The 18074-nt window shown below is 70.9% G+C and carries 17 protein-coding genes; 7 read left to right on the forward strand and 10 right to left on the reverse strand.

Translation table 11 applies throughout. The features are described from left to right. Positions 1–75 precede the first annotated feature (75 nt). From ACIBQZ_RS27805 to ACIBQZ_RS27815, 3 genes are read left to right on the forward strand one after another with little or no spacing between them, the layout of a single operon-like run. Positions 76–1107: an ABC transporter permease gene (locus ACIBQZ_RS27805; RefSeq protein ID WP_396091735.1), complete on the forward strand. Its 1032-nt coding sequence runs from the start codon at positions 76–78 to the stop codon at positions 1105–1107. A gap of 31 nt (positions 1108–1138) precedes the next feature. Beyond that, positions 1139–2200 carry a sugar ABC transporter substrate-binding protein gene (locus tag ACIBQZ_RS27810; RefSeq protein WP_396091736.1) on the forward strand — a complete coding sequence of 354 codons (1062 nt, stop codon included), beginning with the start codon at positions 1139–1141 and terminating at the stop codon, positions 2198–2200. A 1-nt stretch (position 2201) separates the two neighbouring features. Beyond that, the gene (locus ACIBQZ_RS27815; protein WP_396091737.1) at positions 2202–3686 is read left to right on the forward strand and encodes a sugar ABC transporter ATP-binding protein; all 1485 of its coding nucleotides are present in this window, start codon (positions 2202–2204) and stop codon (positions 3684–3686) included. An 11-nt stretch (positions 3687–3697) separates the two neighbouring features. Here ACIBQZ_RS27815 and ACIBQZ_RS27820 read toward each other — a convergent pair whose 3' ends face one another. From ACIBQZ_RS27820 to ACIBQZ_RS27845, 6 genes are all read right to left on the reverse strand, one after another. Then, a complete protein-coding gene (locus ACIBQZ_RS27820) occupies positions 3698–5311 on the reverse strand; it encodes a carboxylesterase/lipase family protein (protein WP_396091738.1) in 1614 nt (537 codons plus the stop codon). A gap of 14 nt (positions 5312–5325) precedes the next feature. Next, positions 5326–8439: a family 78 glycoside hydrolase catalytic domain gene (locus ACIBQZ_RS27825; protein ID WP_396091739.1), complete on the reverse strand. Its 3114-nt coding sequence runs from the start codon at positions 8437–8439 to the stop codon at positions 5326–5328. A 65-nt stretch (positions 8440–8504) separates the two neighbouring features. After that, complete coding sequence (locus ACIBQZ_RS27830; protein ID WP_396091740.1) at positions 8505–9758, reverse strand: ABC transporter substrate-binding protein; 1254 nt, start codon at positions 9756–9758, stop codon at positions 8505–8507. A 20-nt stretch (positions 9759–9778) separates the two neighbouring features. After that, positions 9779–10126, reverse strand: coding sequence for an alpha-L-rhamnosidase C-terminal domain-containing protein (locus ACIBQZ_RS27835; RefSeq protein ID WP_396091741.1), 348 nt, complete (start codon positions 10124–10126; stop codon positions 9779–9781). A gap of 168 nt (positions 10127–10294) precedes the next feature. Continuing rightward, on the reverse strand, positions 10295–11116 hold the full coding sequence (locus ACIBQZ_RS27840) for a carbohydrate ABC transporter permease (protein ID WP_396091742.1): 822 nt from the start codon (positions 11114–11116) through the stop codon (positions 10295–10297). Further along, the gene (locus ACIBQZ_RS27845) at positions 11113–12045 is read right to left on the reverse strand and encodes a carbohydrate ABC transporter permease (RefSeq protein ID WP_396091743.1); all 933 of its coding nucleotides are present in this window, start codon (positions 12043–12045) and stop codon (positions 11113–11115) included. Before ACIBQZ_RS27845 ends, ACIBQZ_RS27840 begins: the two co-directional genes overlap by 4 nt. Before the next feature lie 336 nt (positions 12046–12381). Between ACIBQZ_RS27845 and ACIBQZ_RS27850 the strand changes: the two genes are divergently transcribed. The 3 genes from ACIBQZ_RS27850 (at position 12382) to ACIBQZ_RS27860 (ending at position 14749) form a co-directional block, all read left to right on the forward strand. Then, the gene (locus ACIBQZ_RS27850; protein WP_396091744.1) at positions 12382–13389 is read left to right on the forward strand and encodes a LacI family DNA-binding transcriptional regulator; all 1008 of its coding nucleotides are present in this window, start codon (positions 12382–12384) and stop codon (positions 13387–13389) included. A 92-nt stretch (positions 13390–13481) separates the two neighbouring features. Next, positions 13482–13862 (forward strand): BlaI/MecI/CopY family transcriptional regulator, encoded by a 381-nt coding sequence (locus ACIBQZ_RS27855; RefSeq protein WP_396091745.1) that lies wholly within the window; start codon positions 13482–13484, stop codon positions 13860–13862. Then, the gene (locus tag ACIBQZ_RS27860) at positions 13859–14749 is read left to right on the forward strand and encodes a M48 family metalloprotease (RefSeq protein WP_396091746.1); all 891 of its coding nucleotides are present in this window, start codon (positions 13859–13861) and stop codon (positions 14747–14749) included. Before ACIBQZ_RS27855 ends, ACIBQZ_RS27860 begins: the two co-directional genes overlap by 4 nt. Here ACIBQZ_RS27860 and ACIBQZ_RS27865 read toward each other — a convergent pair. The 3 genes from ACIBQZ_RS27865 to ACIBQZ_RS27875 all read right to left on the reverse strand — a co-directional run bounded on the left by ACIBQZ_RS27865 (position 14700) and on the right by ACIBQZ_RS27875 (position 17024). Continuing rightward, positions 14700–15467, reverse strand: a complete 768-nt coding sequence (locus ACIBQZ_RS27865; protein WP_396091747.1) for an alkaline phosphatase family protein — start codon at positions 15465–15467, stop codon at positions 14700–14702. The two genes, ACIBQZ_RS27860 and ACIBQZ_RS27865, sit on opposite strands and share 50 nt — an antisense overlap. Positions 15468–15671: 204 nt before the next feature. Then, the gene (locus ACIBQZ_RS27870; protein WP_396091748.1) at positions 15672–16316 is read right to left on the reverse strand and encodes a DedA family protein; all 645 of its coding nucleotides are present in this window, start codon (positions 16314–16316) and stop codon (positions 15672–15674) included. A gap of 93 nt (positions 16317–16409) precedes the next feature. Beyond that, positions 16410–17024 carry a TetR/AcrR family transcriptional regulator gene (locus ACIBQZ_RS27875; RefSeq protein WP_396091749.1) on the reverse strand — a complete coding sequence of 205 codons (615 nt, stop codon included), beginning with the start codon at positions 17022–17024 and terminating at the stop codon, positions 16410–16412. A 66-nt stretch (positions 17025–17090) separates the two neighbouring features. Here ACIBQZ_RS27875 and ACIBQZ_RS27880 point away from each other — a divergent pair, with 66 nt between their 5' ends. Next, the gene (locus ACIBQZ_RS27880; RefSeq protein WP_396091750.1) at positions 17091–17459 is read left to right on the forward strand and encodes a cupin domain-containing protein; all 369 of its coding nucleotides are present in this window, start codon (positions 17091–17093) and stop codon (positions 17457–17459) included. Between the two features lie 32 nt (positions 17460–17491). On the opposite strand, the gene ACIBQZ_RS27885 is transcribed toward ACIBQZ_RS27880, so the two are convergent. Then, the gene (locus ACIBQZ_RS27885) at positions 17492–18046 is read right to left on the reverse strand and encodes a Uma2 family endonuclease (RefSeq protein WP_396091751.1); all 555 of its coding nucleotides are present in this window, start codon (positions 18044–18046) and stop codon (positions 17492–17494) included. Positions 18047–18074: the final 28 nt, after the last annotated feature.

Raw genomic sequence — 18074 nt, forward strand, 5'->3', positions numbered from 1 at the left:
ACGACCCTGCTGGCACCGCACCGTGGAGTCCGTCCGGCGAGCGGATGCCCGACGGGTCTGGAGGCGATGATGGCGATGACCGGCCCGCAGACCGAGATCGCCGGAGAACCGTCCCCGCCGGGCCCGCCGGGCCGCCGGCGCGGCGCCCGGCTGCCCGACGAGGCCGGTGTGCTCGCCGTGCTGGTGGTCCTGGTCGCGCTGGTCGGCGGCTTCCGCAGCGACTTCCTCGACTCGGGCAACCTGCTGGAGATCGCGCGGCAGTCCTCGTACATCGGCATCCTCGCGATCGGGATGGTCTTCGCCCTGGCGATGCGCGAGGTGGACCTCTCGGTCGGCGGGACCTACGCGCTCACCATCGTCGTCGGGGCGCTGCTGATCCGCGACGGCCTGAGCCCGTGGCTCGCCGCCGCGCTGGCCGTCGGGCTCGGCGGCGTGCTCGGCTTCGCCAACGGAGTGTTCACCACGTACGTCAGGGTGCCGTCCTTCATCGCCACGCTCGGCACCCTGTCGCTGTACAAGGGCCTGGCGCTGGCCCTCAGCCAGGGCCAGCAGGTCGGCGGCCTCGATCAGGACCACCCGCTGTTCCAGGTGGTCGGCGGGACCGTGCTGGGACTGCCGGGCGCGGTCTGGGCGCTGGTGCTGTCGGCCGCGCTGATGACGGTGGTGTTCACCAGGACCCGGTTCGGCGCGCAGATCCGGGCGGTGGGCTCCAACCCCGAGGCCGCCGCGTTCACCGGGATTCCGGTCCATCGCGTACGGATCAAGGCCCTGACCGTGACCGGCCTGCTGGCCGGCGTCTCCGGCGTGCTGGCGCTCTCGTTCTTCGTGGCCGGCGACCCCACCGTCGGACAGGGCTACGAGCTGATGGCCATCGCCGCCGCGATCATCGGTGGCACCCCGCTGCGCGGCGGCACCGGCTCCGTGCCGGGCGCGGCGCTCGGCTCGCTGATCCTCAGCGTGGTCGCCGCCAGCCTGGTGTTCTTCAGCGTCCCGATCAACTGGACGACGTTCGCGACCGGCGCGGTGATCCTGCTCGCCGTCGCTCTCGACAGCGGCCTGCGCCAGGCGAGAGCCGTCCGGCGACGCGGTTCCACCGACCGCACCTGACCCCGCCACCCCTGCCCGGAAGGATCCCCGGATGCTCCGCTCAAGACCCCTGTTCGCCGTCCTGCTCGCCGGCTGGCTCGGCCTGACCGCCTGCGACGGCGGCTCCTCCGGCAGCACGGCCGGCGGCGGACCCAAGAAGATGTCGTTCGTGGTCGCCAACGTCAGCCTCAACTTCGCCCTGGAGATGGCCAACGGCGGCAAGTACGCCGCCGAGGAAGCCGGCGGCGTCGACCTCAAGGTGATCGGCCCGGCGACCACCGACGGACCGCAAGAGGTCCAGATGTTCCAGAACGCCGTCACCACCAACCGCGACGGCGCGGTGGTCGAGAATCTCGCCCCGGACCTGTTCACCCGGCCGTTCTCCCAGGCCGTGGCCCGCGGCATCCCGATCGTCGCGCTGGACACCGTGCCGCTGCCGGGCAGCAACGTGGACCTCTACGTCGGCAACGACAACTACGAACTCGGCACGCAGCTCGCCGACGAGGCGATCAAGCGCCTTCCGCCCGGCGCCCAGGGCACCGTCGTGCTCGGCGTGCCCAACCCGGGCGTACCGGTCCTCGACATGCGGGCCAGGGCCATCAAGGACACCTTCGCCAAGAAGCTCCCCGGCATCGTCGTCAAAGGACCGTTCCAGACCTTCAGCGACCCCGGCCAGAGCTACAACGCCTGGTCCTCCCAGGTACGGGCGAACAGCCGCGCACTCGCCTTCCTGGGCGTCGGCGACGCGGACAGCTATTCGCTGGCGAGGCTCAAGAGGGAGACCAAGGGCACCTGGCTGTCGGGCGGGTTCGACCTGGACGCCAAGACGCTGGAGGCGGTCAAGGACGGCACCAACTTCGCGACCATCTCCCCGGAGCACTACCTCAAGGGGTACGTGGCGATGCGGCTGCTGGCCGAGGCCGTGAAGAAGGGAGAGGACCTGCCCAAGGGCTGGTTCTACACGCCCGGGCTGATCGTCGACAGCGCGAACATCACCGCGATCCAGTCCCGGCAGCAGTCCGACGCCAGCCGCCGCGCCGGCATCACCGAGCAGGCCGGGACGCTCTTCGCCGACCCGGCGGGCCGGCTCCGGCCGCTCACGGACGCCCGCTGACATGCTCGCCGCGGCCGAGCTGACCAAGCGGTACGGCGGCGTCACCGCGCTGGCCGGGGCGAACCTGCGCCTGCGGCGCGGTGAGGTACACGCGCTGCTGGGCGAGAACGGCGCCGGCAAGTCCACCCTGGTGAAGATCCTGGCCGGGGTGGTCACGCCGGACAGCGGCCGGCTCGCCCTGGACGACGCCGACCTGCGGCTCACCGGCCCCGCCGACGCGCGCCGGCACGGCATCGCCGTCGTCTCCCAGGAACTGAGTCTCTTCGGCGATCTGGACGTGCTGGCCAACCTCTTCGTGACCGCCGAGCCGACCCGGCTCGGCCTGCTCGACCGCGCCGAGATGGCGCGGCGGGCGGGCCCGGTGCTGACCGAACTGGGTCTGGGCGACGTGCCGCCGGACACCCGGGTGGGCGAGCTGGACCTGGCCCGGCGCCAACTCCTGGAGATCTGCCGGGCGCTGCTCGGCAACCCGCACATGGTGATCCTGGACGAGCCCAGCTCGGCGCTGCCGGCCGCGGCCGTCGACCGTCTGCACGCGGTGGTCCGCGGGATCACCGCGCGCGGGGTCGCGGTGCTCTACGTCTCGCACGTCCTGGAGGAGGTGACCGCGATCGCCGATCGGATCACCATCCTGCGCGACGGCCGCAACGTGCGCGACGGCGTGCCGACCGCCGAGATGTCGGTGGCCGACATGGTCACCGCGATGCTCGGCTCGGCGCCGGCGCCCGCCCATCGCCGCGCCGCCGGCCCGGCGGGTGCCGACGCCGTGGCCCTGCACCACATCTCCGTGGCCGGGCGCCTCGACGACGTCTCCCTGACCGCGAGCGCCGGCGAGGTGGTCGGGCTGGCCGGGCTGCAGGGCGCCGGCCACCACGCCGTCCTGGATCTGCTCTGGGGCCGGGTGGCCCCGGCCGCGGGCACGGTCCGGATGGCGGACGGCCGGGGTCGGCCGCAGACCACGGCCGAGGCCGTACGCCGGAGGATCGCGTTCGTGCCCGGGGACCGCAAGGGGCTGGGCCTGATGCTCGACGCCACGGTCGCCGCGAACATCACCAGCGTCGGCTGGCTGGCCCGCCGCGACGGCGGTTTCCTGCTGCGCCCGGCGCGGGCCACCGCAATCGCCCGCCGGCACATCACGGACCTGCGCATCCGGGCCGAACCCGACGACATCGTCGGCACGCTCTCCGGCGGCAACCAGCAGAAGGTGGTCTTCGCCAAGTGGCTGCAGGCCGAACCCACGGTGATCCTGCTGGACGACCCGACCCGGGGCGTCGACGTCGGCGCCAAGACCGAGATGCACCAGATCATCAGGGGGCTGGCCGCCGCGGGAAAGATCGTGCTGATGTGCTCGACGGACCCGGCGGAGCTGACCGAGGTCAGCGACCGCGTGGTCGTCTTCCGCCGGGGCCGGGTCTGCACCGAGCTCACCGGCGACGCCCTCACCGAACACACCCTGCTGCATGCCATGAACGCCACCACCCGCTGACACCGCCCGCCTCAGGCGCGGTTCTTCCAGAACAGCCTCTCGTCCCGGTCCGGGTCGTTGACGATCTTGCACTCGGCGTCGATCCACATCGTGACTCGCTCCCTCGGCGTGTAGGCGGGCCAGCGCGGCACCTGGGTCGCGCTGGGACGGCCGGTGTGGGCGAAGCCGGCCCACAAGGCGCTCATGTGCCTCGCGGTCGCCCGCAGCCCCGGCAGTTCGTCCCGTCCGGTGGTGGCGAACTTGAGCGGGATGTCGGACGCGTGCGGTGAGCCGACGGGGAAGTCGGTGCCGGGCACCGGCGTCGGGTTCGGGTAGGCGAGCTGGTACATGAACACCGGCGCGGCGCGCTGGGCCGCCTTGGCTTCCGCGATCGTGATCGCGTCGCGCCAGATGGGTGAGGTGGTGATGGCGAAGTAGAGCTGGGCCGGGGTCGCGCCGGGACGGGACCTGCGGAAGGTGGTGATGACGCGGTCGAGTTCGGCGCCCTGGTAGGTGCCGCTCAGCCTGCTGCGCAGGCCGGCCTCGTCGATGCGGAAGATGTCGGGCGGCCCGAACAGGCTGAAGAACACCGTCTCGTCGCGGCAGGTGCCGACCATCAGCGGCTTGCCGGCCGAGAACGGCGGAGCGCCGTCGGCGAAGGGGTGCCGCGGAATGACGCGGCCGTCGACGAAGGCGCCGAAGCCGGGAAGCGGGGCCGGGTCACCCCAGGGTGCGACGCCGTTGGCAGCCTCGGACTGCTGGATCTCGAGCAGCCGGGCCGCCGGGATGTCGTCCAGCTTCGGAATGTCGGCCCTGGTCAGGCCCAGGAGATCGAGGGTACGCGAAGCGCGGGCGGTGGCGCCGTCACGGGTCGGGAAGCGAAGCGGCGCCGCGCTCTCGATCGAGGCCTTGTGGAACAACCGCGCGGCGGCCGGCATCGTGTGGACGGCCGCGGTCTTGGCGCCGCCGCCGCTCTCCCCCCAGACCATGATGTTGTCCGGGTCGCCGCCGAAGTTGTCGATGTTGTCGCTGGTCCAGCGCAGTGCCGCGAGGATGTCCAGCATCCCCTGGTTCGCGGCGTAGTCGCCATCGGCAAGATCGCCGAGGAACAGGTAGCCGAGCAGGCCGAGGCGGTGGTTGGACTCGACCACCACCACGTCGTAGAGCTGCGCCAGCCGGGTGCCGTCCTGCCCGGTGGCGGAGCCGGAGCCGATCATGTAGCCGCCGCCGTGGTTGTAGAACATCACCGGTCGCCGCCGGCGGTCGGCGGCGGGGGTCCAGATGTTGAGGTACAAGCAGTCCTCGGAGGGTGCCGGCATCCGGCCGTTGCCGGTGGGGCCCATCTCGCCGCCCGCCGCCTGGAAGGCCGGGTTGGGGAAGGTCACGGCGTCCCGTACGCCGGCCCACCGCTGCGGCGGCCGGGGAGCCCGGAACCGGAGCCTGCCGAGCGGCGGCGTCGCGTACGGCACGCCGAGGAACTTGACGATGCCGTCCTCGCGTCGTCCGCGCACCTTGCCGTAGCGGGTCGCGGCCTCGTTGATCGTCCGGCCGCCGTGGGCCTGTGCCGGGAGCGGCACGCTGATCCCGGCGACGGCGGCCAGCGACCCGCCGATCAGCGTCCTGCGGGTCATCCGCGAGGTTCTCATGAGATCTCCTTGGGTCACGGCGTGGCCGGTGCGGTGAAGGTGTGCGATCCGGAGGGCACGGCGTAGACGGCGTACGCGCCGTCGATGCGCTCGAACGTGGCCCGGCCGGAGGGCTTGCTGGTGGCCGGAACCCAGACCTCGGCCCGGGTGTTGGCCGGGACGGTGACCGACAGGGTGAAGCGGCCGTCCTTCCTGACCCAGCTGCTGCGGGCGGTTCCGGCCCTGGTCTCGTACGAGCCGGCCGCCCTGGTCAGGTCACCGACGGGCTTGGGCTTGACGATCAGGCGATCACCCGAGAAGGCAAGGCCGGCGACGCCCGCGTGGAACCACTCCTCGATCTGGGCGAGGATCATGTGGTTCTTGGAGTCACCGCGGTTCCAGCGTTCGCCGACGGTGGTCATGCCGCCGGGGTTGGCGGGCGTGGCGGCCATGAAGTAGCCGTAGCTGGGCTGGTCGTTCTGCTGCAGCGTCTCCCAGAGGACGTCGTCGCGGTCGCCGTTCATCAGCGCGCGGACGATCGGGCCCATGCCGATGGTGCCGCCGCTCAGGTGCGGGCCGGTGCCGTTCGGGTGGTAGGCGTAGACCAGCTCGACGAGCGCGTTGAGCACCTTGCCGCGGCTGTCCTCCGGCACCAGGCCGGCGTCGAGCGCGAGCGCCTGCGCGGTCTGCGTGGCGCCGTCCGCGCCGGCGTTGCCGGCGGCCGTGTAGCGGCCGAGCGCCTCGTTGAAGAAGGCCCGGTTGAACGCGGTCCTGATGTTCCCGGCCAGCGACGTGTAGGTGGCGGCGTCGGCGGTGTGGCCGGTCAGCGTGGCGGCGCGGGCCATGGCCTGGGCCGTCCGGTAGTAGCCCCAGGTGCCGGTGATGCGCCCGGAGGTCGGTTGGTCGCCGACCCAGTCGCCCAGTGCCGCGTCGACGATGAAGTCCCGGGCCTTCTCCCGCTGGAGGTAGTCCATGAACCGCACCATGCGGTCGTAGTGGGCGTCCATCATCGTGGTGTCGCCGTACAGCTCGTTGAGGATGGCCGGGACGAGCACGATGGCGTTGCCCCAGTTGATCTCGTCGCCGAAACGGCCGGAGTAGCCCCAGTCGTACACCGGGGTCTTGAGGGCGACGTTGCCGTTCATCGGCGTGTCCGCCAGCGACTGCCCCTCGACGAGGTGCCGCATGGTGGTCCGCAGGAAGGCGTTCAGCGCGAAGTTCCGGTGGATGGCGCCCATCGGCATCGTGTAGTCCGCGGGATACGACAGCTTCTCGCGGCCGGGACAGTCGGTGAGGACCGACATGATGTTGCTCGCGAACGAGTAGCGCGCCATCGTGTGGATGCGGTTGACGCGGGCGTTCGACGACGTGAAGGTGCCCGCTACGGGCGTGTCCCCCTGCAGGCGTACCCCGGTGATCAGGGCGCGGGTCGGCACGAAGCCGGCCGGCAGGCCGGTGACCTGGACCCACTGCATGCCGAAGTAGGTGAAGTTCGGATGCCACCGTTCACCGTCGCGCAGGCCCGCCGCGGTGTAGGTGTTGAACAGATCCACACCGCGGGACCCGCCGCCGCCCATGAGCGACGCCTGGTTGACGGTGCCGTCCGGGTTGAGGGACTCGGCGGGCGCCATCTTCACGGTGGTGCCGGCCGGGACGCGCGACAGGTTGAGCCGGGGCCGGCCGACGATGTTCTGGCCGAGGTCGAACACCCACGTGCCGGGCACCGGGTTGGTGACCGAGACCGGCGTGAACTCCTCCTGCACGGTGACCGGCTCGGCGGCGCGCGCGACGAGCCTGGTGGCCAGGTTCGGCGGCGGGGCGAGGCCGGCGCTGATCCACCCGGTGGGGGTGCCGTCGCGACGGGTGGCGGTGGCGGTCAGGTTCGCGCCCGGGGTGTTCCAGCCGGGCTGTTCGCGGCGGGCGTCGTAGTCGGAGCCGGAGTACCAGGCGTCGGTGACCAGCGGGCCCAGCGCGGTGCGCCAGGACCGGTCGGTGACGATCGTGTCCCTGCTGCCGTCGCGGTAGGTGATGTCGAGGCGGGCGATGAACCTCGGCGTGACGGCCGCTCCCGCGCTGGCGTCGCTGGCGGCGATGTTGTTGCCCGAGCCGGTCACCTTGGCGCCGGCCTCGTGGGCGGCGCTCAGCGCCGGGGTGAAGGTGATGGTTCCCGTGCCGATCGCGGTGATGACCCGCGATTCGAGGCGGTCCCCTCCCCCGCCGGTGTCGACGTTGACCGTGCCGCCGACGTGGTAACCGGCGGAGTCGCTGACCGTGATGCTGGTGGCGCCGGCCGGGGCCGCGGCGGTCAGCGTGCCGTTGCCCTTGAGCTGGCTCTGCCACCACGAGTACGGGGCGACGCGCCCGACCGCCGGGTTGGTGACGCTGCGGCGCACGTAGGCGGGGCCGTTGCCCAGCTCGACGCCGAGGGTGTTCACGCCGGAGCGCACGGCCTCGGTGAGGTCGTAGGTGCGGTACTCGCTGGAGAGCTGGTAGTTGGAGTTGCCCGGGGCCAGCACCTCATCGGTGATCTCGCGCCCGTTGAGCGTGGCGTGGTGCAGCCCCACGCCGGAGAGGTAGAGCCGCGCGTCGGCGACCCGCTTCGCGGTGGCGAACCGGCGGGCGAAGATCGGCATCGGCTGGTTCTCGGCGCGGTCGGGGTAGTCGATCCAGCGGGCGTCGCCCCAGTCGCTCTGCTCCAGCAGGCCCATCGACCACGTCGACGGCGGGGACCAGGCGGAGGCCTTGCGGTTGGCGTCCCAGACGCGTACCCGCCACGCGACCGTGTCCCGGGCGCGCAGGTCCCGGCCGAACCGGGCCTGCTGCTGGTTGCCGGCGACGCGGCCGGTGCGCCACAGCAGGCGGCCCGCCGCCAGCTCGGCGACGGTGGCGGCTGCCTGGATCTCGTACGCGGTCTGGCGATCGCCGGGGCAGACCCGCGCGCCGGGGCGGCAGCGGATCTCGTCCATCTGCCAGGCGAGGGTCGGGCGGGTGTTGTCGAGGCCGAGCGGGGAGTCGTAACGGCCGTCGACGCTGAGCTTGACGACTCGCACGTCGCCGGCGGAGGAGCGGGTGGCGCTCGCCGGCGCGGCCACGCCGAGAGTCATCAGGACGGCGGTGGTCAGGATCGCCGGCTTGCTGATCGGTGACATCGGACTCCTTCGTCTATCGGGTGGTGCGGTCTCCGCGCCGGTCGGAGCGGAGACCGCCCGGTGGCCTACTCGCCCTTGGCGTATTCGGTGTCCATGTCCTTGAGGACCTCGTCGGCGGTGGCCTGGTTGCTGAAGACCTCCTGCAGACCGCTGAGCATGGTCTGCTGCACCTTGGCGTTGGGCCACAGCTGGTCCATGAACGGCACTGTGCGGTTGTCCTTGACGAACGTGGTCAGTTCAGCCAGTCCTGGGTCCACAGTGGTCCCGGCGTCGGGCAGCGTCGGCAGGCTCCCCTGCTTCTCGTTGAACACCTTCATGCCCGCCGGGGACATGATGTAGGTGATGAACTTCAGCGCGAGGTCCTTGTTCTTGGCCTTGGCGTTGACGCCGTAGCCGGCGCCGGCGGCGGCGGGCATGAGGAACGTGGCCGGGTCGTCGGTGGCCGGCAGTGCCTTCATGGTGAACGTGCCCGCCGGGTTCTTGCCCTTGAGCAGCCCGATGATCCAGTTGCCCTGGATGATGCCGAGCGTCCTGCCGGTGGCGGCCAGCGTCTGGCTGGCCTCGTAGCTGGTGCCCAGCGGGTTCTTCTGGAAGCAGCCGGCCTTGGCCATCTCCTGGTACTTGGCCATCGCGGTGGTCCACTCCGAGCCGGCGAACGTGGTCTGGCCGGCGACGAGCTTGGCGTTGAAGTCCTTGTCGGCGCCGAAGACGGTGGTGGCGGCCAGCGCGTACAGCACGAGCTGGGTGACCCAGTTGTCCTGGATGCCCAGGGCGTAGGCGGGTGTGCCCTTGCCCGCGGCGTCGCGGCAGAAGGCGAGCAGCTGGGTCCAGGTGGTCGGCGCGGTCAGGCCGGATTTCTGCAGGGCCGCGTCGTTGTAGACCGCGCCGATGCCGTTGAGCCCGAACAGCGCGTTGTAGGTCTTGCCGTCGTACTGGGCGACGGTCCTGAACGCCTCCGGCAGTTTCCCGGCCCAGGGCTGGTCGGACAGGTCGAGCAGGTAGCCGGGCTTGGCCAGCACGTAGGTGGCGCCGGGGTTGCCGTTGCCGGGCCAGACGGTCATCACGTCCGGCGCGGTGCCGGAGGACAGCTGGGTGCGGATCTGCTGCTGGTACTGGTCGGCGCCGCTGGTGGTGAAGGTGACCTTCACCCCGGGGTTGGCGGCCTCGAAAGCCTTGACGACGTCCTCGATGGAGCCCTGGTCGACCGAGGCGAGGGTCAGGGTCTTGTTGTCACCGTCGCCGGAGGTGGCGTTGGTGCCGCTGCTGCACGCCGCGGTGAGCAGCACGGCGGTGAGCGCGACGGTAAGGCTTTTCTTCATGGGTTCTCCCGCGTTGGAGATCAATAGGAGGTGGCGGTGAAGGTGTAGCGGCCGGAGGTCAGCCGGACGGTGGCTCCGCCGGCTGACGGCTCGGCGGCGACGGGAGCGCCGGTGTCCCGCACGCTGCCCGGGTCGGGGGTCGGAATTTCCAGGACCGCGGTGCTGCCGGGCGGCACCGCGACGGTGACGGTGAGCTGGTCGCCGGTCAGCGACCAGCCGCAGGCGACGAGCCCGCGGGCGGTCTCCTGCTCGGCGCGGGCCCAGGTGAGCCTCCCGCCGGGGGTGGGCCGCAGCAGCAGCTCGCGGTAGGCGACCGAGGACGGCGTCCGGCCGATGCCGCCGACCCGGCCGTCGAGCACGTCCGTCATCCAGCGTGCGAAGAAGGCGGACGATCCGGCCCAGCACCTCGGCGGTGATCCGGTACGCGGACTGCGCGGCACCCCGGCGGTCGCTGCGCAGTTTCCACGACAGCCGCGGCCGGGTCTCGCCGAGACCGAGCGGCTCGGTGCGCTGTTCGGTGGTCAGGCCGTAGGGCGTCATCCCTTCAGCCCTCCGGCGAAGCCGTTGATGATGCTGCGTTGCAGGGCGAGGTAGACCGCCAGCACCGGCACGATGCTGATCAGCAGGGCGGCGAAGATGAGGTTCCAGTCGGAGACGAACTGCCCGACGAAGCCGGCGACCGCGACGGGCATGGTCTGCTGGTCGCTGCCGCTGAGGTAGAGCAGCGGGGTGAAGAAGTCGTTCCAGATGCTGACCGCGTTGAGCACCAGCGCGGTGACGGTGATCGGCTTGAGCATGGGAAACACGACGTAGCGGAACGTCGCCAGCTGACTGGCGCCGTCGATCGAGGCCGCGTCCTCGAAGTCGCGCGGCAGCGCCCGCAGGAAGCCGGCGTAGAGAAAGGTGGTGAAGGGGACCTGCAGCCCGGCGTAGAACAGGATCAGCGACCACACCGAGCCGAGCAGGCCCAGGTCCCGCACGGTCTGGTAGAGCGGCAGCGCCGCCAGCTGGAACGGCAGGATCAACCCCAGCATGATCAGCAGGAACGTGCCGCGGGACCAGCGTGCCGTGCTGCGCGCGAGGGGGTACGCCGCGAGCGCGGAGACCGCCAGCACGATGGCCACGCTGGCGACGGTCACCAGCATGCTGTTGATGAGCGCGCCGCCGAGACCGGCCTCCCGCCACGCCTCGGTGAAGTTGCCGAGCGTGGGTGAGGTGGTCGGGGTGATCGGCGACGAGGTGTCGGAGGTGGGCCGGATGGCGAGGTTGACCAGCACGTACACCGGGAAGGCGAAGAGGACGCCGACGGCGATCATGACCGTCTCGAGGGCAAGCGTGCGCCCGGTGTAGCGGTTCATGACGCCGCCCGCTCGTTGCGGGAGAGCACGCTGTACTGCCCGGCGGAGATGACCGCGACGATGACCGTCAGCACGACGGCCAGGGCGATGCTGTAGCCGAACTCGCCGAGGGTGAACGCGTCCTTGTAGATCAGGGTGGAGATGGTGTCGGTGGCGTGCCCGGGTCCGCCGCCGGTGAGCGCGTACACCTGGTCGAAGAGCTTGATCCCGCCGATGATCGACAGCATCAGGTTGATGGTGATGGCCGGGGCCAGCAGCGGCCGGACGATCGACCAGAACCGGCGCACCGGGCCGCTGCCGTCGATCGCGGCGGCCTCGTAGATCTCCCGCGGGATGGACTGCAGCCCGGCCAGGAAGATGACCATCGAGTAGCCGGCGAACTGCCAGACCACGACCAGCACGATCATCCACAGCGCCAGCTGGGGATCACCGAGCCAGTCCTGCCGCCAGGAGCCGAGACCGACCGCGCCGAGCAGGCTGTTGACCGCGCCGTCCGGGCCGAGCAGGTTGCGCCACAGGTACGCGGTCACGATCGGCGTGACGACCGCCGGGGCGAACAACAGCACCCGCAGCACGTTGCGGGTCTTGATCAGGCTGTTGACGCCCAGCGCGAGCAGCAGGCCGAGGCCGTTCTGGATCACCGTGATGGCGACCGCGATCAGCAGGGTGTGCCACACCGCCTGCAGCGCGTCGGCGTCGCTCGCCATGGTGGCGAAGTTGTCCAGCCCGATGAACGCAAAGTCCGGATCCAGGCCGTCCCAGTCGGTGAAGGCGTAGTAGACGCCGCGGGCGCTGGGGATCAGCACCACGAAGGCGAAAACCAGCAGCGCCGGCACGACGAACCACCACGGCGGGGCGTTCCGCCGCCGGGACGTCCGCGGTGTCGAGGCCGTCCGGCCGGGCGGCCGGATCTTGAGATCTGCTGTCACAGGGGCCCACTTAGCTTGAATCGTTTCATTGATCTCTGGCAGATCGGGGTGTGCGGAAAGCGGGAAGTCGTCGAGCTGCCGCGGGGCGGGTGCGACCGGAGTGTTGTGGGTAACGTTCTCCAAATGTTTCGCCGACACTACGAGCCGGTACCGGGCGCGTCAAGAGGGTCCCCGAGCGCGTTCACCGGGGCTTCGGCGCGGAGACTTGACCTGCGAAGGGTCCGGGGCGGAGGATCCCCACGGACGCCCATGATCCGAGGCGGGCAACGTTTCCCTAGTCGAGGAGCCTGAGTGCCCAGACAGCCGAATCCCGTGCGACGCGTCACGATCATCGACGTGGCTCGGCATGCCGGCGTGTCCACGACGGCGGTGTCCAAGGTGCTTCGCAACGCCTACGGCGCCAGCCCGCAGATGCAGACGAAGGTCCGTGCGGCGATCGAGGAGCTCGGCTACCGCCCGTCGGCGGCCGCCCGGGGCCTGCGCGGCCAGACGTACACCATCGGCGTGATGCTGCCCGAGATCCGCAACCCGTTCTTCGCCGACGTCCTGGACGGCGTGACGGAACACCTGAACGGCACCGACTATCAGCTCCTGATGGCCCAGTGCTGCAACGACGTGGCCGGCGAGGCGCGCCTCACCGACGCCATGATCGATCGGAGCATGGACGGCCTGATCCTGATCGCGCCGATCTCCTCACGCCGGCACCTGCAGGCCGTCGCCCGCACCGTGCCGACAGTCGTGGTCGGCCGCCACGGCCACTCCGCCGACTACGACACGGTCACCGACGACGACTTCGCCGGGGCCGGCCTGGTCGTCGCCCACCTCGCCGAGCTCGGCCACCGCCACATCGCGCACATCGAACACCTCGAGAAAGATCCGGTACGGCTGGTCGAGATGCCCAACGCCCAGCGCGCCGACGGCTACCGCCACGCCATGAACGCCCATGGGCTCGCCGACGGCATCAACGTCGTGTCCACCACCTACACCCAGGAGGGCGGCTACCTCGGCGCCCGGCAGCTGCTGTCCCGAGACGTCCGGCCCACGGCCATCTTCGCCGGCGCCGACATCGTCGCCATGGGAGTGTTCGACGCCCTCAGCGAGGCCGGCCTGTCCGCGCCGGCGGACATCTCCCTGGCCGGCTACGACAACACCACCTTCGCCGCCTTCGGACCCATCTCGCTGACCACGGTCGACCAGGCCGGGCACCAGATGGGCGGCAACGCCGCCCGGCTGCTGCTGGACCGCATCGCCGACCGCGCCAGGCCCACCGCCCAGGTGAAACTCTCACCCACCCTCGTCGCCCGGCGCACGACCGCACCCCCGTCCTCCCAGGGCAGGAGCTGACCGCCAGCCGGAATGGCACGCCTCGGAGGCCGCGCCCGGCACTGCGGCTCGGACCGCCAACGCCGCTATTCTGACGGCGGAGGTCAGCGACTGTGACGACGAAGGACGGGCGGCGGCCGCCGGGGAGTCTGGAGGCCGAGGTCATGGGCGTGCTGTGGGCCAGGGCCGAGCCGATGACCGCGACCGAGGTGCAGACCGCGGTCGGCGGCGAGCTCGCCTACAACACCGTGCAGACGATTCTGATCCGGTTGCACGACAAGGGTCAGGTCGAACGCCGGCGGGCCGGCCGCGGGCACCTCTACTGGCCCGTGCAGGACGCCGCCACCGCCGCCGCGTCGCAGATGCGCGCCGCGCTGGCCGGGCGCCCCGACCGCCGGGCCGTCCTCCAGCAGTTCGCCGCATCGCTGGACGAGTCCGACGCCGCGGACCTGCGCCGGCTGCTGACAGCGGCCGAACGCGGACGACATCCGTGACCATCGCCGTCTACCTGCCGTTGCTGCTGGCACTGCCGCTGGCCTGCTCGGCGCGGTGGATCGCCGGGCGCGGGGCTCCCGGGTTCGCCGCCCGCGGCCTGACCGCGGTCGCGGTCGTCGCCGCCGCCTCGTCCACCTGGTCGCTCGTTCTGCTGGCCCTGACCCTGCTGGACGACCTGCCGCCGCTGTCGGCCCTGGACAACCACCCCGGCCTGGAGCTACCGGAGCCCGTGCCCGGGCCGGTCGCGCTGGTCGCAGGCCTCGCGCTGCTGACCGGCGGCATCCGGCTGCTGATCGGCCTGCGCCGCCGGGTGGGGACCCACCGGCGGTTGCGTACGGCGGGCCTGCCGCACCACGGCATGGTCGTCGCCGACTGGTCCGCACCCCTGGCCGTCGCCGTGCCGGGGCGGCCCGGTCACCACGGACACCTGCTGGTCACCACTGGCATCCTTCGGGTGCTCGACGCGGACGAGCGGCGGGTTGTCTTCGCCCACGAACGGGCGCACCTCGTCCATCACCATCACCGGCTGGTGGCCGCCGCCGCGGCCGCCGCGGTCGTCAACCCGCTGCTGATCCCGGTCCGCGAGGCAGTCACGTACCTGGTCGAACGCTGGGCCGATGAGGAAGCCGCGGCAGCCGTCGGCGACCGGGCGCTGACCGGCCAGGCGATTGCACGGGCGGCCTTGGCCATGGTCGACTCGGGCCCGGCAGCCGCGCTCGGCATCAACGGCGGCACCGCGGTGCACCGGGTCAGGGCCCTCGCCCAGCCCGTTCCGGCACCGCGGCGGCGGCTGCTGCTCGGCCCGGCCCTGGTCGGCCTCGGCTGCCTCGCCACGATCAGCGTCGCGACAACGGAGTTCGTGACGCTGGCGCGAGCCTGGACCTGACCCACATCGCGGGCAATCCCTTGCGCCGCGCCGCCGCACCGGTCAGCGGGAGCCCATACATGAGTTGCAGCGTGCGCAGCAGGTCGTAGTGGTTCAGATGGGCGCCGTACCGGCCACGCACGACCCCGGCACCCGCGATGATCGTCGGGATGTGGTTGTGGTCGGTCTTGTCGTCCTCGTCGAAGGTGAGAATGAACAGGCTGTTGTGCTTCCTGGCCCAGGCCACGTACGGCGCGAACTCCTTCTTCAGCCAGGCATCGGCCACAGCCTTGGGACAGTCGTGCATGTCGTGGCACAGGTCCGGGATCACGAACGAGACCGTGGGCAGCTTCCGGTAATCCCTCGGGAATGCCGTGAAGGGCCGGTTCGCCGACGCCGGCACATTGCTGAAGTTGACCCAGGGGTTGTGCCGCCGGACGTACCTCGCATGCGCGCATCCACGCCAGCCGACGCTCGGCAGGCCCTCGGCGTAGCCGGCGAAGCTGTGCCCGCCATCGAGCAGCTCGCGGCCGAGGTTGGGCCTGTCACCCAGGTTGTGCGGGCACTCGTTGTCGGTGACGCCCTGCGGGGAACCGGAGAACAGGGCCAGGTAGTTCGGCTGGCTGGGGTGGGTCTCGCCATAGAAGTTCAGCATGTTCGCCGACCTGCGGGCCAGCGACGACACCCAAGGCGTGCGCTTGTGGCCGACGACGGCGTCGTACCGCTTGTTCTCCAGCATGACGACCACCACGTGGTCCGGTTTCGGCAACCTGCTCCCCGTACCGGGTAAGGCAGCGGCCGGCGCCGGCAGGCCGGCGGCGAGGAGACCGACGGCGAGTGCCGCTCGCCCGAATCTGTGCACTGCTTCTCCTGATATGGGCCGTATGCCGCTTTCTCCCACATTTTGTAGGGGCAAGCGACGTTGGCCCAGTGGACACGCCGGTCAGCGCACCTCGGCACGATGCCGGGCACGCAGCAGTTCGATGCCGATCGGGACGACCGAGACCACCACGATGCCGATGAGGATGTACTCGATGTTGTTCCTGACGAACGCGATCTGGCCCAGGAAGTAACCGAGGATCGTGATTCCGCAGCCCCACAGAGTGCCGCCGATGAGGTTGCAGGTCAGGAAGGTGCGGTAACGCATGTGACTGGCACCGGCGACGATCGGGGTGAAGGTCCGCACGATCGGCACGAACCGGGCCAGCACGATGGACCGTGCGCCGTATTTGGCGAAGAAGGCCCGGGCCTTGGTCAGGCTCTCCTGCTTGAACAGCCGGGAGTCAGGCCGCTTGAACAGCGACGGACCGAAGCGCCGGCCGAACAAATAGCCGAACTGGTCACCCGCGACGGCGGCAATCGACACCAGCAGGCACATCAGCCACAGCGGCTGGTGCAGATAGGTCCCGTCGGCAATCAGCAGACCCGCGGTGAACAACAGCGAGTCGCCCGGCAGGAAGAACCCGAACAGCAGGCCGGACTCGGCGAAGACAACGGCAAGGATGCCGATCAGGCCGAAGGTGGAGATCAGCCACTCCGGATCCAGGAACGACGGGCCCAGGGCGAGCGTGCTCGGTGCAGCCAGCATCTGCGGACCTTCTTCTCGGCGACGAGCCTTAAACCTACATGTCGTAGGTTTCCGGTGCCGGCTTCGATAAACGCGGTCGTAGCGCCGGGTCGGCTACCGGCGATCGACCTCGGCAGCGAGCGGGCTGCGGATCGCCGCCGCCAGCAGGGCCTGGGCGGTGGCCCGGACGGTGTCGGCGGCCTCGTCGCGGCTGTAGCCCGCCACGTCGATCAGCCAGATCAGCGTCTCGATGCCGGTCGCCGACCGGATCGCGACGGCGAGCCGCCGGATGTCGAGGTGGGGGTGGGTCTCCCGCAGCGGCGTCAGCGCCTCCGCCAGCCAGCCGACCGCCCGCCCCTGACGCAGCACCGGCCGGTCGGCCGCCGGCTCCAGCGACAGCCGCAGGGACGTGCGCAGCTGCGGCTCCCAGGTGAAGTTGTACCGGGCGAACTCCGTCATGACGACGTCGAGGCGACCCTTGGCGTCGGCCGGAGCATCGGCCGGCAGCAGCGTGTCGGGGGCGATGGTCGGGTGCGCGGCCAGCAACAGACTGCGCTGGCTGGGGAAATAGCGGTAGGCGGTGGTGCGCGAGACCCCCGCCCGCTCGGCGGCATCCTCAACCTTCGGGGTGAGCCCGGCGGCGAGCAGCTCCCGCGCGGCCGCGAGCAGCGCCACCCGCGTACGGGATTTCTGCGCGGTCCGGCCACTCGACTCGTAGGGCGTCGTCACCCCTTCATGGTACCGTAGGCCCATCATGGGATTGGAGTCCCATGAACGTCCGCCCAGGAGGACACGATGAGCCACCGCGATCCGACCGTCACCGACCCCGCCCTCTACCAGGTCCTCTTCGAGAACGAACGGGTGCGGGTCCTGCAGTACCGCGACGAACCGGGCGACCGCACCCACGCCCACGCCCACCCGGACAGCGTGATGGTGACGCTCAACGCCTTCCGGCGCCGCGTCAGCGCCGGGGACCGCAGCGCGGAGGTCGAGCTGCGCGCCGGCGAGGCCCGGTGGCTGGACGAGCAGGAGCACACCGGGGAGAACATCGGCGACACCGCGTCGCACAGCATCTTCGTCGAGCTCAAGGAACCCCGGCCGGCGTCCGCGCCCCACGCGGTCGCGCCACTCGGCCCCAGCGGCGCCGGGCCGCGCATGAACTGATCACAACCGGCCGAGCCCGCTCCGGGACGGAATCAGCTCCGGCCGAGATCGATCTCGACGACGAACGGCGCGGTCAGCTTCACGACGCCGGTGAAGATCTCGCCGTCGCGGTAGCGGCCACTCGCCGGGTCCAGCACATACGTGTAGACGAGCGGCGCACCGGTGGCGGCCTGCTCCACACGCCAATAGAACTGGATGCCGGCCCTCGCGTACTGATCAGCCTTGACGATCCGGTCGGTCGTCTCCGACCCGGGCGAGACCACCTCGACCACAAGAAGCACATGCTCGGGTCGTGTCGGAGTGACGTCGATGGTGTCCGCCCGGTACACCGTCACGTCGGGGCGACGGTTGTTCAGCGGCACGTCCTGGAGCCGGACATCGAAGTCGGTGTCAGCGTTCCAGCCCGGCCCCGCGGCACCGTCCAAGACATTCGCCAGCAGCCGGGCCAGGCGGTTGTGCCGCTTGGACGCGCTCGGACCCACCAGGATCATCCCATCCACGATCTCGATGCCCGCACACTGCTCTTCGGTCCACGACGCGTACTGCTCGGCCGTGACCTGCTCATGCATCCAGGCCGGCGCGACCATCTCGACAGTCATACCCACCTCCCGGAAC

This window comes from Actinoplanes sp. NPDC049599, assembly GCF_044465625.1.
Classification (GTDB): domain Bacteria; phylum Actinomycetota; class Actinomycetes; order Mycobacteriales; family Micromonosporaceae; genus Actinoplanes.

Bases quoted from the DNA above. Each gene is read 5' to 3' on its own strand.
- ACIBQZ_RS27805 (WP_396091735.1), top strand. From the start codon at position 76: ATGACCGGCCCGCAGACCGAGATCGCCGGAGAACCGTCCCCGCCGGGC.
- ACIBQZ_RS27810 (WP_396091736.1), top strand. From the start codon at position 1,139: ATGCTCCGCTCAAGACCCCTGTTCGCCGTCCTGCTCGCCGGCTGGCTC.
- ACIBQZ_RS27815 (WP_396091737.1), top strand. From the start codon at position 2,202: ATGCTCGCCGCGGCCGAGCTGACCAAGCGGTACGGCGGCGTCACCGCG.
- ACIBQZ_RS27820 (WP_396091738.1), bottom strand. From the start codon at position 5,311: ATGAGAACCTCGCGGATGACCCGCAGGACGCTGATCGGCGGGTCGCTG.
- ACIBQZ_RS27825 (WP_396091739.1), bottom strand. From the start codon at position 8,439: ATGTCACCGATCAGCAAGCCGGCGATCCTGACCACCGCCGTCCTGATG.
- ACIBQZ_RS27830 (WP_396091740.1), bottom strand. From the start codon at position 9,758: ATGAAGAAAAGCCTTACCGTCGCGCTCACCGCCGTGCTGCTCACCGCG.
- ACIBQZ_RS27835 (WP_396091741.1), bottom strand. From the start codon at position 10,126: ATGACGGACGTGCTCGACGGCCGGGTCGGCGGCATCGGCCGGACGCCG.
- ACIBQZ_RS27840 (WP_396091742.1), bottom strand. From the start codon at position 11,116: ATGAACCGCTACACCGGGCGCACGCTTGCCCTCGAGACGGTCATGATC.
- ACIBQZ_RS27865 (WP_396091747.1), bottom strand. From the start codon at position 15,467: ATGCTGGAGAACAAGCGGTACGACGCCGTCGTCGGCCACAAGCGCACG.
- ACIBQZ_RS27870 (WP_396091748.1), bottom strand. From the start codon at position 16,316: ATGCTGGCTGCACCGAGCACGCTCGCCCTGGGCCCGTCGTTCCTGGAT.
- ACIBQZ_RS27880 (WP_396091750.1), top strand. From the start codon at position 17,091: ATGAGCCACCGCGATCCGACCGTCACCGACCCCGCCCTCTACCAGGTC.
- ACIBQZ_RS27885 (WP_396091751.1), bottom strand. From the start codon at position 18,046: ATGGTCGCGCCGGCCTGGATGCATGAGCAGGTCACGGCCGAGCAGTAC.